Source organism: Streptomyces lomondensis, assembly GCF_014651035.1.
Lineage (GTDB): Bacteria > Actinomycetota > Actinomycetes > Streptomycetales > Streptomycetaceae > Streptomyces > Streptomyces lomondensis.
Map to the genome: position 1 here is coordinate 651,095 of NZ_BMWC01000002.1, position 16,135 is coordinate 667,229.

The 16,135-nt window shown below is 71.3% G+C and carries 16 protein-coding genes, 3 tRNA genes and 1 pseudogene; 5 read left to right on the top strand and 15 right to left on the bottom strand.

Annotated elements, in window-relative coordinates; genetic code table 11:
* Positions 1 to 107 precede the first annotated feature (107 nt).
* From rplA to IE255_RS10390, 5 genes are all read right to left on the bottom strand, one after another.
* Positions 108 to 833, bottom strand: coding sequence for a 50S ribosomal protein L1 (rplA, locus tag IE255_RS10370; protein ID WP_010036794.1), 726 nt, complete (start codon positions 831 to 833; stop codon positions 108 to 110).
* 77 nt (positions 834 to 910) lie between these two features.
* Positions 911 to 1,345: a 50S ribosomal protein L11 gene (gene rplK / locus IE255_RS10375; RefSeq protein ID WP_190049878.1), complete on the bottom strand. Its 435-nt coding sequence runs from the start codon at positions 1,343 to 1,345 to the stop codon at positions 911 to 913.
* Positions 1,346 to 1,513: 168 nt separating this feature from the next.
* Positions 1,514 to 2,335: a transcription termination/antitermination protein NusG gene (nusG, locus tag IE255_RS10380; RefSeq protein WP_190049879.1), complete on the bottom strand. Its 822-nt coding sequence runs from the start codon at positions 2,333 to 2,335 to the stop codon at positions 1,514 to 1,516.
* Positions 2,336 to 2,415: 80 nt separating this feature from the next.
* Positions 2,416 to 2,700: a preprotein translocase subunit SecE gene (gene secE, locus IE255_RS10385; protein WP_190049880.1), complete on the bottom strand. Its 285-nt coding sequence runs from the start codon at positions 2,698 to 2,700 to the stop codon at positions 2,416 to 2,418.
* Between the two features lie 108 nt (positions 2,701 to 2,808).
* A tRNA-Trp gene (locus tag IE255_RS10390) sits at positions 2,809 to 2,881 on the bottom strand.
* A 306-nt stretch (positions 2,882 to 3,187) separates the two neighbouring features.
* Here IE255_RS10390 and IE255_RS10395 point away from each other — a divergent pair.
* Both IE255_RS10395 and IE255_RS10400 read left to right on the top strand, forming a co-directional pair.
* On the top strand, positions 3,188 to 4,414 hold the full coding sequence (locus tag IE255_RS10395; RefSeq protein WP_190049881.1) for a pyridoxal phosphate-dependent aminotransferase: 1,227 nt from the start codon (positions 3,188 to 3,190) through the stop codon (positions 4,412 to 4,414).
* A gap of 133 nt (positions 4,415 to 4,547) precedes the next feature.
* A complete protein-coding gene (locus tag IE255_RS10400; RefSeq protein ID WP_190049882.1) occupies positions 4,548 to 5,579 on the top strand; it encodes an adenosine deaminase in 1,032 nt (343 codons plus the stop codon).
* Between the two features lie 278 nt (positions 5,580 to 5,857).
* Here the strand turns inward: IE255_RS10400 and IE255_RS10405 are convergent, their stop codons facing one another.
* From IE255_RS10405 to IE255_RS10440, 8 genes are all read right to left on the bottom strand, one after another.
* Positions 5,858 to 6,913, bottom strand: coding sequence for a UDP-N-acetylmuramate dehydrogenase (locus tag IE255_RS10405; protein WP_190049883.1), 1,056 nt, complete (start codon positions 6,911 to 6,913; stop codon positions 5,858 to 5,860).
* 121 nt (positions 6,914 to 7,034) lie between these two features.
* Positions 7,035 to 8,471 carry an MFS transporter gene (locus IE255_RS10410; protein ID WP_190049884.1) on the bottom strand — a complete coding sequence of 479 codons (1,437 nt, stop codon included), beginning with the start codon at positions 8,469 to 8,471 and terminating at the stop codon, positions 7,035 to 7,037.
* 93 nt (positions 8,472 to 8,564) lie between these two features.
* Positions 8,565 to 9,134, bottom strand: coding sequence for a TetR/AcrR family transcriptional regulator (locus IE255_RS10415; protein ID WP_190049885.1), 570 nt, complete (start codon positions 9,132 to 9,134; stop codon positions 8,565 to 8,567).
* A gap of 115 nt (positions 9,135 to 9,249) precedes the next feature.
* Positions 9,250 to 9,678: a MaoC family dehydratase gene (locus IE255_RS10420; RefSeq protein ID WP_190050105.1), complete on the bottom strand. Its 429-nt coding sequence runs from the start codon at positions 9,676 to 9,678 to the stop codon at positions 9,250 to 9,252.
* An 8-nt stretch (positions 9,679 to 9,686) separates the two neighbouring features.
* The gene (locus IE255_RS10425) at positions 9,687 to 10,139 is read right to left on the bottom strand and encodes a MaoC family dehydratase N-terminal domain-containing protein (protein ID WP_190049886.1); all 453 of its coding nucleotides are present in this window, start codon (positions 10,137 to 10,139) and stop codon (positions 9,687 to 9,689) included.
* Between the two features lie 100 nt (positions 10,140 to 10,239).
* Positions 10,240 to 10,404, bottom strand: a complete 165-nt coding sequence (gene rpmG / locus IE255_RS10430) for a 50S ribosomal protein L33 (protein ID WP_003948671.1) — start codon at positions 10,402 to 10,404, stop codon at positions 10,240 to 10,242.
* An 89-nt stretch (positions 10,405 to 10,493) separates the two neighbouring features.
* A tRNA-Met gene (locus IE255_RS10435) sits at positions 10,494 to 10,566 on the bottom strand.
* Between the two features lie 45 nt (positions 10,567 to 10,611).
* Positions 10,612 to 10,684: transfer RNA gene (locus tag IE255_RS10440), tRNA-Thr, on the bottom strand.
* Positions 10,685 to 10,921: 237 nt separating this feature from the next.
* Here IE255_RS10440 and IE255_RS10445 point away from each other — a divergent pair.
* Together IE255_RS10445 and IE255_RS10450 are read left to right on the top strand one after the other, a co-directional pair.
* Complete coding sequence (locus IE255_RS10445; RefSeq protein WP_190049887.1) at positions 10,922 to 12,178, top strand: amidohydrolase family protein; 1,257 nt, start codon at positions 10,922 to 10,924, stop codon at positions 12,176 to 12,178.
* A 65-nt stretch (positions 12,179 to 12,243) separates the two neighbouring features.
* On the top strand, positions 12,244 to 12,900 hold the full coding sequence (locus tag IE255_RS10450) for an NAD(P)H-binding protein (RefSeq protein ID WP_190049888.1): 657 nt from the start codon (positions 12,244 to 12,246) through the stop codon (positions 12,898 to 12,900).
* A 40-nt stretch (positions 12,901 to 12,940) separates the two neighbouring features.
* On the opposite strand, the gene IE255_RS10455 is transcribed toward IE255_RS10450, so the two are convergent.
* Positions 12,941 to 13,153: a hypothetical protein gene (locus IE255_RS10455; RefSeq protein WP_190049889.1), complete on the bottom strand. Its 213-nt coding sequence runs from the start codon at positions 13,151 to 13,153 to the stop codon at positions 12,941 to 12,943.
* 52 nt (positions 13,154 to 13,205) lie between these two features.
* On the opposite strand from IE255_RS10455, the pseudogene IE255_RS40550 reads away from it, so the two are divergent.
* A pseudogene (locus tag IE255_RS40550) lies at positions 13,206 to 14,633 on the top strand (MSCRAMM family protein); the annotation flags it as partial.
* Between the two features lie 43 nt (positions 14,634 to 14,676).
* Here the strand turns inward: IE255_RS40550 and rox are convergent.
* Entirely contained in the window at positions 14,677 to 16,107 is a 1,431-nt protein-coding gene (rox, locus tag IE255_RS10465; protein ID WP_190049890.1) for a rifampin monooxygenase, read from the bottom strand.
* Positions 16,108 to 16,135 lie beyond the last annotated feature (28 nt).

Consider the following 16,135-nt stretch of genomic DNA (forward strand, 5'->3'; position numbering starts at 1 on the left):
GGTTCCCGCACGTTAACCCAGGCGACCGGCGTACGTACCGGAAAAGGGAACGGGCCCCGCACCTGGAAGAGGTGCGGGGCCCGTGACCGGTTGGGTGAGCCTCAGGCTCAGACCGCGGCCGGGTCCTCCTCGACGAGGAGGTTGCGGGTGCGGTTCGGGTCGACCGGAATGCCGGGGCCCATCGTGGTGGTGATGGCGGCCTTCTTGATGTAGCGGCCCTTGGCGGCGGACGGCTTCAGACGGAGGATCTCCTCCAGCGCGGCGCCGTAGTTCTCCACCAGCTTGGTGTCGTCGAAGGACGACTTGCCGATGATGAAGTGCAGGTTCGCGTGCTTGTCGACACGGAACTCGATCTTGCCGCCCTTGATCTCGGTGACGGCCTTGGCGACGTCGGGGGTGACGGTGCCGGTCTTCGGGTTCGGCATCAGACCACGCGGACCGAGCACGCGGCCGAGGCGGCCGACCTTGCCCATGAGGTCCGGGGTGGCGACGACGGCGTCGAAGTCCAGACGGCCCTTCGACACCTCGTCGATCAGCTCGTCGGCGCCGACGATGTCGGCGCCCGCGGCACGCGCGGCCTCGGCACGGTCGCCGGTCGCGAAGACCAGGACCCGGGCGGTCTTACCGGTGCCGTGCGGGAGGTTCACGGTGCCACGGACCATCTGGTCGGCCTTGCGCGGGTCGACACCCAGACGGAAGGCGACCTCGACGGTGCCGTCGAACTTGGTCGTGGAGGTCTCCTTGGCGAGACGGACGGCCTCGAGCGGGGCGTAGAGCTTCTCCCGGTCGATCTTGGCGTCCGCAGCGCGAAGGGACTTGCTGCGCTTGCTCACTACTGCTCCTGTGGATTCTTAGGAGTCGTGGTCCGGGCCGAGCAGGCCCTGCCACTTCTGCTGATGGGGTGTGGGGCTCAGCCCTCGACCGTGACGCCCATGGAACGGGCGGTGCCGGCGATGATCTTCTCGGCGGCGTCCAGGTCGTTGGCGTTGAGGTCGGGCATCTTGGTGGTGGCGATCTCGCGGACCTGGTCGCGCGTGATCTTCGCGACCTTGGTCTTGTGCGGCTCGCCGCTGCCCTTGTCGATGCCCGCGGCCTTCAGGATCATCTTGGCGGCCGGCGGGGTCTTGGTGATGAAGGTGAAGGAACGGTCCTCGTAGACCGTGATCTCCACCGGGATGACCCAGCCACGCTGCGACTCGGTCTCAGCGTTGTAGGCCTTGCAGAACTCCATGATGTTGACGCCGTGCTGACCCAGCGCGGGGCCGACAGGCGGGGCCGGGTTGGCGGCACCGGCCTGGATCTGGAGCTTGATGAGCCCCGTGACCTTCTTCTTCTTGGGAGGCATGTGCTCTCTCCGGGTCCTAGTGAGAGTTTTCCAGCCTCCAATCCGGATCATCCGGATGGAGGCATACCGCACAACGATAACGGGTATCCATGTGCGGCCAAAAACCGAGCAGGTCAGACAGGCTCGGAAGCCCGCCTGACCTGTTCGGAAGCCGTACGTCCAGAAGCGTCAGTTCTTCTGGATCTGGTCGAAGGAGAGCTCGACCGGCGTCTCGCGGCCGAAGATCTCCACCAGGCCCTTGACCTTCTTCGAGTCCGGGTTGATCTCGTTGATGGTCGCCTGGAGCGTGGCGAACGGGCCGTCGGTGACGGTGACCGAGTCGCCGACCTCGAAGTCCAGCACCTGGACCTCGACCTTGCGCTGCGGAGCCGGCTTGCCCTCGGCCTCGGCGGCCTCGCGGGCGGCCTTCTCCTCGGCCTCCGGGGCGAGCATCTTGACGATCTCGTCCAGGGTCAGCGGGTACGGGTCGTAGGCGTTGCCCACGAAGCCGGTGACGCCGGGGGTGTTGCGGACGACGCCCCAGGACTCGTTCGTCAGGTCCATACGGACGAGGACGTAGCCCGGGAGCTTGTTCTGCTTGATCGTCTTGCGGTCGCCGTTCTTGATCTGGACGACCTCTTCCTGCGGCACCTCGGCCTGGAAGATGTAGTCCTCGACGTTCAGCGAGACGGCGCGCTGCTCCAGGTTGGTCTTCACGCGGTTCTCGTAGCCGGCGTAGGTGTGGATGACGTACCACTCGCCGGGGAGGACCCGCAGTTCCTCGCGGAGCTTCTCGATCGGGTCGCGGTCGTCCTCGGGCTCTTCCTCGGCCTCGTCCGCGACCTCTTCGTCGGTCTCCGCCTCGGCGGCGTCGTCGTCCGCGACGGCGTCGGCAGCCTCGACCTCGGCGGAGGCCTCGGTGTCCTCGCTGTCCGCGCCCTCGACGGTGTCGAGCTCGTCCTCGACGGACTCGACCGGCTCGATGGCGTCGTTCACGTTCGGGTCAGACACGGTGGCTGCTTCTTCCTGGATACATAGGGGTGGAACATGCGAAAGGAGCGCCGGGTACCTCGGCGCTCTTCGCTGGCGACTCAGCCGAACACGTACTTGGCGGCGTTGCTGAGCCCATAGTCAATCACGGTGACCAGGCCGATCATGATGACGACGAAGATGATCACCACGGTCGTGTACGTCGTGAGCTGGTTGCGGCTCGGCCAGACGACCTTGCGCAGCTCCGCGACGATCTCGCGGTAGAAGAGGGCAAGGCGCTTCAGCGGGCCCTTCTTGCCGCGCTTGCCGCCCTTGCGGGTCTTCTTGGACTCCGGCGCCTCGTCCTGGGCATCAGGCATGTCGATGGAGCCCACGGCGTCCGTCACTCGTCCTCACCTGATTCCGGGTCGTGGCCGTGCCGCGCCCGGTCTGAGCCGCACGGCGGTGCATTGCTGTACGTACATGCGCACACATCCTGGCGAAGGTGTGTGTAGCAGGGCCGGAGGGACTTGAACCCCCAACCGCTGGTTTTGGAGACCAGTGCTCTACCAATTGAGCTACGACCCTTTGTGTGCCACCCAACGTACCGCATCCGTCCGGATGCTTGGTGTGCACCGAACGGGCGCGGCCTGCGAGAGGCCAACGAGGTGAGAGTGTACGTGGTCTGCGGCCGGTCGTCGAACAGAAAGGGCCCGCGAAAGGCCTCCTCGGCGGAAGATCGCCGGTGGAGCGGCGACGTCCCGCGGGGATATCGACTGAAGATCGACCTGGTCGGGCGGGCGATCCGGACTGTTGTTCAGGGGTTTGCCCGGCGTTGTTCAGTCTGTGAAACCCCCGTGCCGCGCGCGTTTCCTGTCTGAAACGATGGGGCCCATGAGCGCTGCAACCCCTCCCACCGAGCGCCGGGTCTCCGCCCGAGTCGGCGCGATCTCCGAGTCCGCCACCCTCGCCGTGGACGCCAAGGCCAAGGCCCTCAAGGCCGCCGGGCGGCCGGTGATCGGCTTCGGCGCCGGTGAGCCCGACTTCCCGACCCCGGACTACATCGTCGAGGCCGCGATCGAGGCCTGCAAGAACCCGAAGTTCCACCGCTACACGCCGGCCGGCGGCCTGCCCGAGCTGAAGGCCGCGATCGCCGCGAAGACGCTGCGCGACTCCGGCTACGAGGTCGACGCGTCGCAGATCCTCGTCACCAACGGCGGCAAGCAGGCCATCTACGAGGCCTTCGCCGCGATCCTCGACCCGGGCGACGAGGTCATCGTGCCCGCGCCGTACTGGACGACGTACCCGGAGTCGATCCGGCTGGCCGGGGGTGTCCCGGTGGAGGTCGTCGCCGACGAGACGACCGGCTACCGGGTGACCGTCGAGCAGCTGGAGGCGGCCCGTACGGAGAAGACGAAGGTCGTCCTGTTCGTCTCGCCGTCGAACCCGACCGGCGCCGTCTACAGCGAGCAGGAGACCGAGGCCATCGGTCACTGGGCCGTGGAGCACGGCCTGTGGGTGCTGACCGACGAGATCTACGAGCACCTGGTCTACGGCGACGCCTCCGCGGTGTCGCTGCCGGCGGTGCTGCCCGAGCTGCGCGACAAGTGCGTCGTGGTCAACGGTGTCGCGAAGACGTACGCGATGACCGGCTGGCGGGTCGGGTGGATCATCGGCCCGAAGGACGTCGTCAAGGCCGCGACGAACCTTCAGTCGCACGCCACGTCGAACGTGTCCAACGTCGCCCAGGCCGCCGCGCTGGCCGCCGTCTCCGGTGATCTGGTCGCCGTGGCGAAGATGCGTGAGGCGTTCGACCGGCGCCGCAAGACCATCGTGCGGATGCTGAACGAGATCGACGGCGTGGTGTGCCCGGAGCCGGAGGGCGCGTTCTACGCGTACCCGTCGGTGAAGGCCCTGATCGGCAAGGAGATCCGGGGCAAGCGGCCCAAGGACACGGTGGAGCTGGCCGCGCTGATCCTGGAGGAGGCCGAGGTCGCGGTCGTTCCGGGTGAGGCGTTCGGTACGCCGGGGTATCTGCGGCTGTCGTACGCGCTGGGTGACGAGGACCTCGTCGAGGGCGTGAGCCGGATCCAGAAGCTGCTGGCGGAGGCGCGGGACTGACCTCCGCTTCGCCGGCCCTCGGGCCCCTGGGGCACATACCGAATTCGGTATGTGCCCCATTTGTTTGTGCGAGCAAGACCACTAAAGGGGAAACAGCTACCGGGACGGCTGAGGCGTACGGCAGGATCCTGGGATGGAGCGTGTACGTGATGTCTCTGAGCTGCCGAAAGCCCATCTGCACCTGCACTTCACCGGGTCGATGCGGCCCTCGACCGTGCTGGAACTGGCCGACAAGTACGGCGTCCGGCTGCCCGATGCGCTGAGTGAGGCGCTGACCAGCGGGGAGCCGCCGAGCCTGCGGGCGACGGACGAGCGGGGCTGGTTCCGCTTTCAGCGGCTGTACGACGCGGCGCGCTCGTGTCTGCGGGAGCCGGAGGACATCCAGCGGCTGGTGCGGGAGGCCGCGGAGGAGGATGTGCGGGACGGGTCGGGGTGGCTGGAGATCCAGGTCGACCCGACGTCGTACGCGCCGCGGCTGGGCGGGCTGATTCCGGCGCTGGAGGTCATCCTGGACGCGGTGGAGACGACCTCGCGTGAGACCGGGCTCGGGATGCGGGTCCTGGTCGCGGCGAACCGGATGAAGCATCCGCTGGACGCGCGGACGCTGGCGCGGCTGGCGGTGCGGTACGCGGACCGGGGGGTCGTCGGGTTCGGGCTGTCGAACGACGAGCGGCGGGGCATGGCGCGGGACTTCGACCGGGCGTTCGGGATCGCCAGGGAGGCCGGGCTGCTGTCGGCGCCGCACGGGGGTGAGCTGGCGGGGCCGTCGTCGGTGCGGGACTGTCTGGACGACCTGGGGGCGAACCGGGTGGGGCACGGGGTGCGGGCCGCGGAGGATCCGCGGTTGATGAAGCGGCTGGCGGACCGGCAGGTGACGTGTGAGGTGTGTCCGGCGTCGAACGTGGCGCTGGGGGTGTACGAGAAGCCGGAGGACGTGCCGCTGCGGACGCTGTTCGAGGCGGGGGTGCCGTTGGCGCTGGGCGCGGACGATCCACTGCTGTTCGGGTCGCGGCTGGCGGCGCAGTACGAGATCGCGCGGGTGCATCACGGGTTCACGGACGCGGAGCTGGCGGAGCTGGCCCGGCAGTCGGTACGGGGGTCGGCGGCGCCCGAGGGGGTGAAGGCGGAGCTGTTGGCGGGGGTGGATCGGTGGTTGGTGTCGTAGCGCCTTCGCGTCGGGGATGGGTCGGGGCCGCGCCGGGGGGTGTCCGTCCTCGGAACGGCGCGATGGGGTCGGACACCGACTCACTGGCGTTGACGCGCCAACCGCTGCGGGCGGACACCCCCCGACACGTCCCCTTGCGCCGTCCGGCGGCTGCGGGCGCGTGGTCGCTGCCCTAGAGCTGCGGGCAGTCGTGCCGCTGGGGCGGCACGGGTGGGCGCAGCGGCACCCCGCTACGCCGGGCTGCGGGCCCACCCGGCCTCAGCACCGGCGGCGAGTGCCTACAAGCTCACACCCACTGTCACCGGCTCGTTGACCAGCGTGATGCCGAAGACCTCTCGTACGCCGGCCACGACCTCGCGGGCCAGGGCGAGAAGGTCCTCCGTCGTCGCGCTCCCTCGGTTCGTGAGGGCCAGCGTGTGCTTCGTGGAGATACGGGCCGGACCGTCGCCGTACCCCTTCGTGAAGCCCGCCTTGTCGATCAGCCAGGCCGCGGAGGTCTTGGTGTGCCCCTCACCGGCCGGATACGCGGGAGGCTCCACCCCCTCGCCCAGCCGCTCCCGCACGCGCACGCGGAACGCCGCGAAGTCCGCGTCGGAGAGGATCGGGTTGGTGAAGAAGGACCCGGCGGACCAGGTGTCGTGGTCCTCGGGGTCGAGGACCATGCCCTTGCCGGCGCGCAGCTTGAGCACCGTGTCGCGGGCGGAGGCGAGCGGCACGCGGTCCCCGGCCCCGACACCGAGCGCACGGGCCGTCTCGGCGTACCTCAGCGGGGCGGAGAGGCCGTCGGCGTCCTCCAGGGCGAAGCGGACGCGCAGGACCACGTAGCGCTCGGGGTCGGACTTGAAGCGGCTGTGGCGGTAGGAGAAGGCGCAGTCCTCGTTGGCCAGGGTGACCGTCTCGCGGGTCTGGCGGTCGTAGGCGACGACCTCGGTGATCGTCGAGGAGACCTCCTGGCCGTACGCCCCGACGTTCTGGATGGGGGTCGCGCCCGCCGAGCCGGGGATGCCGGCCAGGCACTCGATGCCGGCCAGGCCCGCCTCGACCGTGCGGGCGACGGCGTCGGTCCACACCTCGCCGGCCGCCAGCTCCAGCCTGGTGCCGTCGAGGGCGAAGCCCTTGGTGGCGATGACGAGGGCGGTGCCCTCGAAGCCCTTGTCGCCGATGACCAGGTTCGAGCCGCCGCCGATGAGCAGCAGGGGCGTGCCCGTCTCGTCGGCTTCGCGGACGACGGCGATCACCTCCTCGTCCGTCGTCGCGGTGACCAGCCGGGTCGCGGGGCCGCCCAGCCGGAAGGTGGTCAGCGGGGCGAGGGGGGCGTCGTGGAGTTCCTGCACGGGCTCAAGAGTACGAGACGGCACTGACGGCGCCGGGCACGCGTGCGTGCGGCCCCGCTCTAGGGGAGCGGGGCCGCACGCACGCGTGGTGCTTTTCAGGGCAGGCGGTGGAACGCCCGGGTCAGTGGGAGGCGGTCTCCAGGACGGGCGCCGGAGTGGCCTGGGCCGTATGCTTCTCGGTCTGTCGCCGGGTGGGTATCACCAGGGCCGCGACGCCCGCGAGGCCGACCACCGCGGAGCCCGTCACCAGGGCGGGCCGCATGCCGTCGACGAAGGCCTGGCCGGTCTCGTAACCGCCCTGGGCCGCGAAGATCGACGCCATGACGGCGATGCCGAGCGCCCCGCCCACCTCGCGCAGGGCGTTGTTGGCACCGGAGGCGATGCCCTGCTCCTGCGAACGGACGCTGGCCATGACCAGGTGGGAGGCCGGGGCGAAGAACAGGGCCATGCCGATGCCGCTGACGATCAGGGCGGGCAGCTGGGCGGCGTAGGAGGCGTCGGCCGTGGCCACGACCGCCATGTAGCCGAGGCCCAGGGCCTGGAGGAAGAGGCCCGTGGCGACGACCGGGCGGCCGCCGATGCGGTCGGCGAGGATGCCGGCGATCGGCGCGACGAGCATGGGCATGCCGGTCCAGGGGAGCATGCGCAGGCCCGCCTCGGTGGGCGAGTAGCCGAGGACGCCCTGCATGTACTGGCTGAGCAGGAAGATCGAGCCGAACATGCCGAGGAACATCAGCAGGCTCGCCGCGTTGATGCCGGCAAAGGCCCGGGAGCGGAACAGCCGCATCGGGAGCATGGGGTTCTTCGCGCGCGTGCTGTAGAGGACGAAGCCGGCGAGCAGCGCGGCTCCCGTGAAGAGGCCCATGAGGACCAGTCCGCCGGTCCAGCCGTCGACGGGGCCGCGGACCAGGCCGTAGACGATGCCGAAGAGGCCGCCGCTGGCGAGCAGCGTGCCGGGGATGTCGAGCGGAGCACCGGTGCCGTGGGACTCGGCGAGGCGCAGCCGGGCGAGCGGCAGCAGGGCCAGGCCCAGCGGGACGTTCAGCCAGAAGATCCACTGCCAGGAGATGTGCTCGGTCAGGGTGCCGCCGACCAGGGGTCCGGAGGCGACGGCCAGGCCGTTGACGGCGCCCCAGATGCCGTACGCCATGCCGCGTTTGGCGGCGGGCACGGCCGCGGTGAGCAGGGTGAGCGTCAGCGGCATCATCACCGCGGCTCCGGCGCCCTGGACCGCGCGGGCGGCGATGAGGGAGTCGATGCCGGGCGCCAGGGCCGCCGCGGCGGATGCCCCGGTGAAGACGGTGAGCCCGGCGATGAAGAGCCGGCGGCGGCCGAAGCGGTCGCCGAGGGCCGCGCCGAACATCAGCAGGACGGCGAAGGTGAGCGTGTAGGCGCTCACGGTCCATTCCAGGTCGTGCAGGGCTCCGCCGAGGTCCTCGCGGATGGAGGGCAGGGCGGTGGTGACGACGAGGTTGTCGAGTGCCGCCATGAACCCGGCGACGCTGGTGATCACGAGGGCCCAGGCGGCTTGCCCGCGGCGTGCGGTCTGCTGTGACATTGCTCCCCCAGGAGATTGATTCCGTCGATTGCTTAGTTATTGATCACTTACTTCTGCGGTCATGAAAAGGCGCGACGTCCTCGCCCTTCCTTGTCAGTGCTCCAGCCGGCCCTTGGCGCGCGCCGAGGGGTACAGCCCCTCCCAGACGCGGTGCTCGGGCGGGAAACCCATGCCGACCAGGCAGTTGACGAGCATCCCGTACGCCAGGAACGTCGTCGTCTCGTTGACGTCGGCACCCAGCGGCAGATGGACGGTGTCCCACAGCCGCATCCAGCCGGCGCGCACCGACTCGCCGAACTCGTGGTCGCCCTCCTGCTCGGCGGCGGCGACGGCGACGTACATCTGCATCTGCATCATCAGCCGTTCCGGCCGCTCGGCGATGACCCGGGTGTACGCGTTCGCCATGGCATGCAGGGCTTCTTCGCCGTGCAGACCCTCGGAGGCCTCCGCGAAGGTGCGGATGGTGTCCTCCACGCAGCGCTCGGCCGCCGCCAGGAACATCGCCTTCTTGCCGGGGAAGAGCCGGAAGAGGTACGGCTGCGAGACACCGACGCGCCGGGCGATCGCCTCGGTCGACGTGCCGTGGTAGCCGCCGCGCGCGAACTCCGTCATCGCCGCGCGGATGACGCTCTCGCGCCGCTCTTCCGCACTCATCCTGACCATGCAGCGAAGTTAGTACTCAATCACTAACTAAGTCAAGCGCTTCTCCACACGCCCGACGAGTAAGGGGCGCCCACCTGGGAGAGCGCCCCTTACCTCGTGACTTCGCGTCGCCGGCTCAGGCCAGTCGTACGACCGCCCGCGACATGCCCAGCACCTTCTGCCCGGCGCTGGTCGCCGTCAGGTCCACGCGGACCGTATTGTCGTCGAGCTTGGCCGCGACCTTGCCGCTGACCTCGATCTCGGCGCCCTTGTCGTCGTTCGGCACGACGACCGGCTTGGTGAAGCGGACGCCGTACTCGACGACCGCGCCCGGGTCGCCGGCCCAGTCGGTGACCACGCGGATCGCCTCGGCCATGGTGAACATGCCGTGCGCGATGACGTCCGGCAGGCCGACCTCCTTGGCGAACCTCTCGTTCCAGTGGATCGGGTTGAAGTCGCCGGAGGCGCCCGCGTACTGGACGAGGGTCGCGCGGGTCACCGGGAAGGTCTGCGCGGGCAGTTCGGTGCCGACCTCGACGTCGGAGTAGGAGATCTTCGCCGTCATGGGATCGCTCATGCCTCCTCGGCCGCGCGGGCCACGAGCTTGGTCCAGGCGGTCACGACGTGCTCGCCGGCCTCGTCGTGGACCTCGCCGCGGATGTCCAGGATGTCGTTGCCCGCGAGGGACTTGATCGCCTCGATGGTCGAGGTGACCGTGAGCCGGTCGCCGGCGCGGACCGGGCGGCGGTAGGCGAACTTCTGGTCGCCGTGCACCACCCGGCTGTAGTCCAGGCCGAGCCGGGGGTCCCGGACGACCTGGCCGGCCGCCTTGAAGGTGATCGAGAACACGAAGGTCGGCGGGGCGATGACGTCGGGGTGGCCGAGCGCCTTGGCGGCCTCCGCGTCCGTGTACGCCGGGTTGGCGTCCCCTACCGCCTCGGCGAACTCACGGATCTTCTCCCGGCCCACCTCGTAGGGCTCGGTGGGCGGGTACGTCCGCCCCACGAAGGACTGGTCGAGCGCCATGGCCCGGAACCTCCTGGTTGCTCTACTGACCGGTATGGGTCATTCAACGACGCGAGGCCGCCCCCGATCACTCGGGAACGGCCTCGCGTACGAGCCTGTTTTATCGCGTTTCGCGGTGCGCGGTGTGCGCGTTGCAACGCGGGCAGTGCTTCTTCATCTCAAGACGGTCCGGGTTGTTACGCCGGTTCTTCTTGGTGATGTAGTTCCGCTCCTTGCACTCCACGCAGGCCAGCGTGATCTTCGGGCGGACGTCGGTGGCAGCCACGTGAGTGCTCCTTGACGAACGGATTGATTCTGATTAACGCAAGAAGAGTAGCCGATCGAAGGACCGACCCCGCAATCGGCTACTGAGAGTAGCGGTGACCGGACTTGAACCGGTGACACAGCGATTATGAGCCGCTTGCTCTACCGACTGAGCTACACCGCTTTGATGCGGCCGGTCCCGCCTCGCGACGGGAGCCGTTCACACCAGAGCCCCAAAACGGAATCGAACCGTTGACCTTCTCCTTACCATGGAGACGCTCTGCCGACTGAGCTATTGGGGCGAGCGATGAAGACATTACACGCTCGCCCGCCGTTCGCCCAAATCCGTTTCGAGGCATCCGCCCCGGGCGCCCGGACCGTCCTCCCAGCCGTCTCCCGCGTGCCTCCCGTTCCGCACGGCGGACCACACCGGTACGACTATTGCGCTCCTCCCCGCGACGGGCGGGAGGCCGCCCTAGGCTCGACTCACTCTGAGTGATCATGCGTCCTCGCGTGCGCAGCCGAGCCCCTGGAGCGCGATGCCCGACAGCCAGCCGCAACCACCGCCCCCGTCGTCCTCGCCGGGTCCCGCCGACCCGTCCTCGCTGCTGCTGTGCGGGGCGCGGCTCACCGACGGCCGGACCGTGGACGTACGGCTGGGCGGCGGGCGCATCGAGGCGGTCGGCACGGCGGGCAGCCTGGCGGCGGGCGCCACGCGCGCGTGCGGGGCGCGGGTGGACCTCAGCGGCTATCTGCTGCTGCCGGCCCCGGCCGAGGCGCACGCCCACGCCGACACGGCCCTGTCGGCCGACGCCGAGGGTCCGGTCTCGTACGAGCCCCAGGACGTCCAGCGCCGGGCGACCGAGGCCGCGCTGCTCCAGCTCGGGCACGGGGCGACGGCGGTGCGGGCGCACGTGCGCGTGGGGGACGTCCAGGGGCTGGGCGCGCTGGCGGCCGTGTTGCGGGCGCGGCGGGCGCTGCGGGGGCTGGCCGAGCTGACGACGGTGGCGATGCCCCGGGTGCTGACCGGGGTGGCCGGGGCGGACGGGCTCGCGGTGCTGCGGGACGCGGTGAAGATGGGCGCCTCGGTGGTGGGCGGCCGGCCGGATCTCGACCCGGATCCGACGGGGTACGTCGAGGCGGTGCTGGAGGTCGCCTCCGAGCACGGCTGTCCGGTCGACCTGCACACGGACGCCGGGGATCCGGCGCGGCTGGCCCGGCTCGCGGCCATGGCGGGCGGGCTGCGTCCCGGGGTGACGCTCAGCCCGTGCGGCGACCTAGGCCGGCTCCCTTCCGAGGTGGCCTCGCGGACGGCCGACCAGCTCGCGGCGGCCGGGGTGGCGGTGGTGTGCCTGCCGCAGGGCGGCTGCTGCGGCGTCGACCGGCGGGGCGCGGCTCCGGTGCGGCTGCTGCGCGCGGCCGGGGTGCGGGTGGCCGCCGGGAGCGGGGCGCTGCGGGACGTGTCCAATCCCGTGGGGCGCGGCGACCCGCTGGAGGCGGCCTATCTGCTGGCCTCGCGCTACGGGCTGGCGCCCGAGGAGGCGTACGACGCGGTGAGCTCCTCGGCGCGGGCGGTGCTCGGGCTGCCGGAGGTCCGGGTGGAGGCGGGGTTCCCGGCCGAGCTGCTCGCGGTGCGCGGGGACCGGCTGGCGGGGGCGCTGTCGCTGGCGTACAGCCGGGTGGTCGTGCACCGGGGGCGCGTGGTGGCGCGGACCAGCGCGGTGCGGGAGTACTGCAGTTCGGCGGCCTCGGTGGAACTGGGGCTGCCGCGGCAGGGGCGGGGCGAGGTGTCGTAGGGCCCTCGGCGGGTGTGGCCCAAGTCGTGCGGCGGACGGGACCGTCCGGGCGTACGGTCGAAGGCATGCGCATTGTCATCGCTGGTGGTCATGGTCAGATCGCGTTGCGGCTGGAGCGGCTGCTCGCCGCGCGCGGGGACGAGGTTGCGGGGATCATCCGCAAGGCCGAGCAGGCCGACGATCTGCGGCAGGCCGGGGCGGAACCGGTCGTGCTCGACCTGGAGTCGGCGTCCGTCGACGCGGTCGCGGAGCGGCTGCGGGGTGCCGACGCGGCGGTCTTCGCGGCGGGCGCGGGCCCGGGCAGCGGGGCGGCCCGCAAGGACACGGTGGACAAGGCCGCGGCGGTCCTCTTCGCGGACGCGGCCGTGAGGGCGGGCGTACGGCGCTTCCTGATCGTGTCGTCCATGGGCGCCGACCCGGAGCACCAGGGCGACGAGGTCTTCGACGTGTACCTGCGCGCCAAGGGCGAGGCGGACGCGTATGTGCGCGGCCTGGAGGATCTGGACTGGACGATTCTGCGCCCCGGTCGGCTCACCGACGACGCCGGCACCGGCCTGGTCCGCCTGGAGGCGCACACGGGCCGCGGCCCGATCCCCCGCGACGACGTGGCCGCCGTCCTGGCCGAGTTGGTGGACACCCCCGCGACGGCCGGGCTCACCCTGGAGCTGATCAGCGGGCCGGCGCCGGTGTCGGTGGCGGTGAAGTCGGTGGCGGGGAACTGAGGTTCGCGGCCGGGGCTCGGCTCCCGCGGCCGTCGAACGCCTAGAACAGGGGCAGTTGGCCCGGGAACTCCGGGACCGCGTAGCCGTCCAGGGACGGTTGCTCCGGGCCGAGGCGGGCCTGGCGGCGGGAGCCCGGGCATGAGGTGAGTTCGCCGTGCTCGCGGGCACCGGGCGGGTCGTGGCGCGCGTACCGCCCGGCGACGACGGCGATCTCTCGGCGGCACTCGGGGCAGGTTCTGCGGCGGGAGGACATGGGGCCAGTGTGCCGCGCGTGCGGCCCGCGCATGCCTCTCCCCTGCCGCCCGTCCGTCACCGCCACGCTGCTCGCCGCCGCCGTCGCCACGCCGGTGACGGGCCGGCTCGGCGACATGTACGGCAAGCGACGGATGCTCCTGATCAGCCTCGTCATGCTGGTGGCCGGCTCGGTGACCGCCGCGCTCAGCGACTCGCTCGCCCCGATGATCGTCGGACGGGCGCTCCAGGGCCTCGCCTCGGGCGTGATCCCGCTCGGCATCAGCATCATCCGCGACGAACTGCCCGCCGAGCGGCTCGGCTCGGCGACCGCGCTCATGAGCGCCTCCCTCGGGGTCGGCGGCGCCCTGGGCCTGCCCGCCGCCGCGCTGATCGCGGACAACTTCGACTGGCACGCCCTGTTCTGGGCCTCGGCCGGACTGGGCGCCGTCGCCCTCGCGCTGGTGCCGGTCATCGTGCCCGAGTCCCGTGTACGCACCGGCGGGCGCTTCGACCTGGCAGACCGCCCTGCCGTCCCAGAACGGGTTCAAGGCCGTCCCGGCCATCGGGGCGGGGGCCGCGCTGCTCGCCTCCATTGTCGCCTCGTTCATTCCGCGGCAGCGGACGGCGGAGGCGGGGGTGGAGGAGCCGGCGGGTGTGGAGGAGCCGGGTGCCGACGGGCCGGGTGTCGCCGAGTCGGTTGTCGTGAGCGCGCCCGTCGTCGCCGTCGAGGGTGGCGGGGCCGGGGTCCCCGTGCGGGGCCGTGGGCTCGGGGCGGAGCGGGTGCCGGTCGGCGGGGCCGCGGTGACGTTGATCTCGCTGGGCGGGAAGCAGCTCGGGCGGTCGGTCTCGCGGGCCGACGGGGCGTACGGCGTGGCCGCTCCCGCCGCCGGCTCGTACGTCCTGATCGCCTCGTCGGAGGGCTGCCGGCCGCAGGCCGCCACGATCGTCGTGGCCGGCGAGCCGGTGGCGTACGACGTGCTGCTGAGCGGCGCCGGCGGCCTCGCCGGTGTGGTGCGGTCCGCGGACGGCGGGACGCCGGTCGCCGAGGCCGTGGTCATCGTGACGGACGTACGCGGGGACGTGCTGGCCACCGGACGGACCGACGTGCTGGGCGAGTTCACCGTCACCGACCTGGTGCCGGGCCCGGTGACCCTCGCGGTCAGCTCCCCCAAGCACCGGCCGCTGGCCCAGGTCGTCGAGGTCGGCGGGGCCGGGACCGCCCGGGTCGAGCTGGAGCTGCGGCCCGGCGCGCAGGTGCGGGGCACGGTGCGCGGCGGGGGCGCCCCGCTGGGCGACGCGCGGGTGACGCTGGTGGACGCGGCGGGCAACGTGGTCGCCACGACATTGACCGGCGTCGACGGGGCGTACGCCTTCTCCGACCTGGACACCGGCGCGTACACGGTCACGCGACCGGCTACCCGCCCCAGGCGGCGCCGGTGACGGTCACGGGCGCCGGCGTGGACGACCACGACATCGAACTGGCCCACGCGAGCGAGTAGGCCGCGGTCTGCCAGGACAGACGCCCCGTCAGGCAGGGCGTGCTCAGCCGGTCGCCGTGCCGAACCACCTCGGCAGCCGGCCGAGCAGCTCCTCCTGGTCCTCGCCGACCCACGCCACATGGCCGTCCGGGCGCAGCAGCAGCGCGGGCACGTCCAGTTCCTCGCCGACGTCGACGACATGGTCGACCCGGTCCGCCCAGCCGTCCACCGACAGCCGGCCGCCGGTCTGGTCGAGCAGCAGCCCGCGGCCGCGGCGCATCAGCTCGTAGAGGCGGCCCTGCTTCAGCCGCACGTCGCGCAGTCGCCGGCCGAGCAGCTCGTGGCCCTCGCCGAAGTCGTAGCGGACCGAGATCGCGGTGATCTTCTCGATGAGGTACCGGTTCACCTCCTCGAAGTCCATCAGTTCCGCCACCAGTCGGCGCACCGCCTGGGGCCCCGGCTCGGGCGCCAGCAGCTGCATCTGCGCGCGGGTGTTGTCCAGCACGGCGGCGGCCACGGGGTGGCGTTCGGCGTGGTAGCTGTCCAGCAGCCCCTCGGGCGCCCAGCCCCGCACTTCGGCGGCCAGTTTCCAGCCGAGGTTGAACGCGTCCTGGAGCCCGAGGTTGAGCCCCTGCCCGCCGGTCGGCGGGTGGATGTGCGCGGCGTCGCCGGCCAGCAGGACCCGGCCGGTGCGGTAGCGCTCGGCCAGCCGGGTGGCATCGCCGAAACGGGAGAGCCAGCGCGGCGAGTGCACGCCGAAGTCGGTGCCGGCGTAGGCCCGCAGCTGCCGTTTGAACTCCTCGAAGGTCGGCGGGACCGCGCGGTCCTCGGCCACTCCCTCGGCGGGCACGATGACGCGGTACGCCCCGTTCTCCAGCGGCATGGTGCCGAACCGGAAGTGGGTCTTGCGGACCTCGGCCACCACGGCCGCCAGTTCCTCCGGCGACGCGGCCACCTCCATCTCGCCCAGCAGCGTCTCGGTCCTGCTGGGCTCACCGGGGAAGCCCACGCCGAGCAGCTTGCGCACCGTGCTGCGGCCGCCGTCACAGCCGACGAGGTAGCGCGAGCGCAGCCGCGTGCCGTCCGCCAGCTCGGCGGTCACGCCGTCCTGATCCTGGCTCAGCCCGACCAGTTCGCACCCGCGCCGGATCTCGGCGCCGGCCTCGGCGGCGTGCTCGGTCAGCAGGCGCTCGGTGAGGGTCTGCGGGATGCCGAGGACGTACGAGTGAGCGGTGTCCATCCGGTCCGGCCAGGGCTTCATGATGGCGGCGAAGAACCCGCCGGTCTCGTACTTCGTGCCGAGCGGAAGGAAGCGGTCCAGCAGTCCGCGCTGGTCCAGCACCTCGATACTGCGCACATGCAGACCGAGCGCACGGGTCTGCCCGGTCGGCTCCGCCAGTTTCTCCAGCACCACCACGTGCAGTCCGCGCAGCCGCAGCTCCCCGGCCAGCAGCATCCCGGTCGGGCCTCCGCCGGCAATGATCACATCAATCAAGGCAAACCCCATTTTTCGCCCGTTTCTG

Bases quoted from the DNA above. Each gene is read 5' to 3' on its own strand.
- rplK (WP_190049878.1), bottom strand. From the start codon at position 1,345: ATGCCTCCCAAGAAGAAGAAGGTCACGGGGCTCATCAAGCTCCAGATC.
- IE255_RS10395 (WP_190049881.1), top strand. From the start codon at position 3,188: ATGAGCGCTGCAACCCCTCCCACCGAGCGCCGGGTCTCCGCCCGAGTC.
- IE255_RS10400 (WP_190049882.1), top strand. From the start codon at position 4,548: ATGGAGCGTGTACGTGATGTCTCTGAGCTGCCGAAAGCCCATCTGCAC.
- IE255_RS10410 (WP_190049884.1), bottom strand. From the start codon at position 8,471: ATGTCACAGCAGACCGCACGCCGCGGGCAAGCCGCCTGGGCCCTCGTG.
- IE255_RS10415 (WP_190049885.1), bottom strand. From the start codon at position 9,134: ATGGTCAGGATGAGTGCGGAAGAGCGGCGCGAGAGCGTCATCCGCGCG.
- IE255_RS10420 (WP_190050105.1), bottom strand. From the start codon at position 9,678: ATGACGGCGAAGATCTCCTACTCCGACGTCGAGGTCGGCACCGAACTG.
- IE255_RS10425 (WP_190049886.1), bottom strand. From the start codon at position 10,139: ATGGCGCTCGACCAGTCCTTCGTGGGGCGGACGTACCCGCCCACCGAG.
- IE255_RS10445 (WP_190049887.1), top strand. From the start codon at position 10,922: ATGCCCGACAGCCAGCCGCAACCACCGCCCCCGTCGTCCTCGCCGGGT.
- IE255_RS10450 (WP_190049888.1), top strand. From the start codon at position 12,244: ATGCGCATTGTCATCGCTGGTGGTCATGGTCAGATCGCGTTGCGGCTG.
- IE255_RS10455 (WP_190049889.1), bottom strand. From the start codon at position 13,153: ATGTCCTCCCGCCGCAGAACCTGCCCCGAGTGCCGCCGAGAGATCGCC.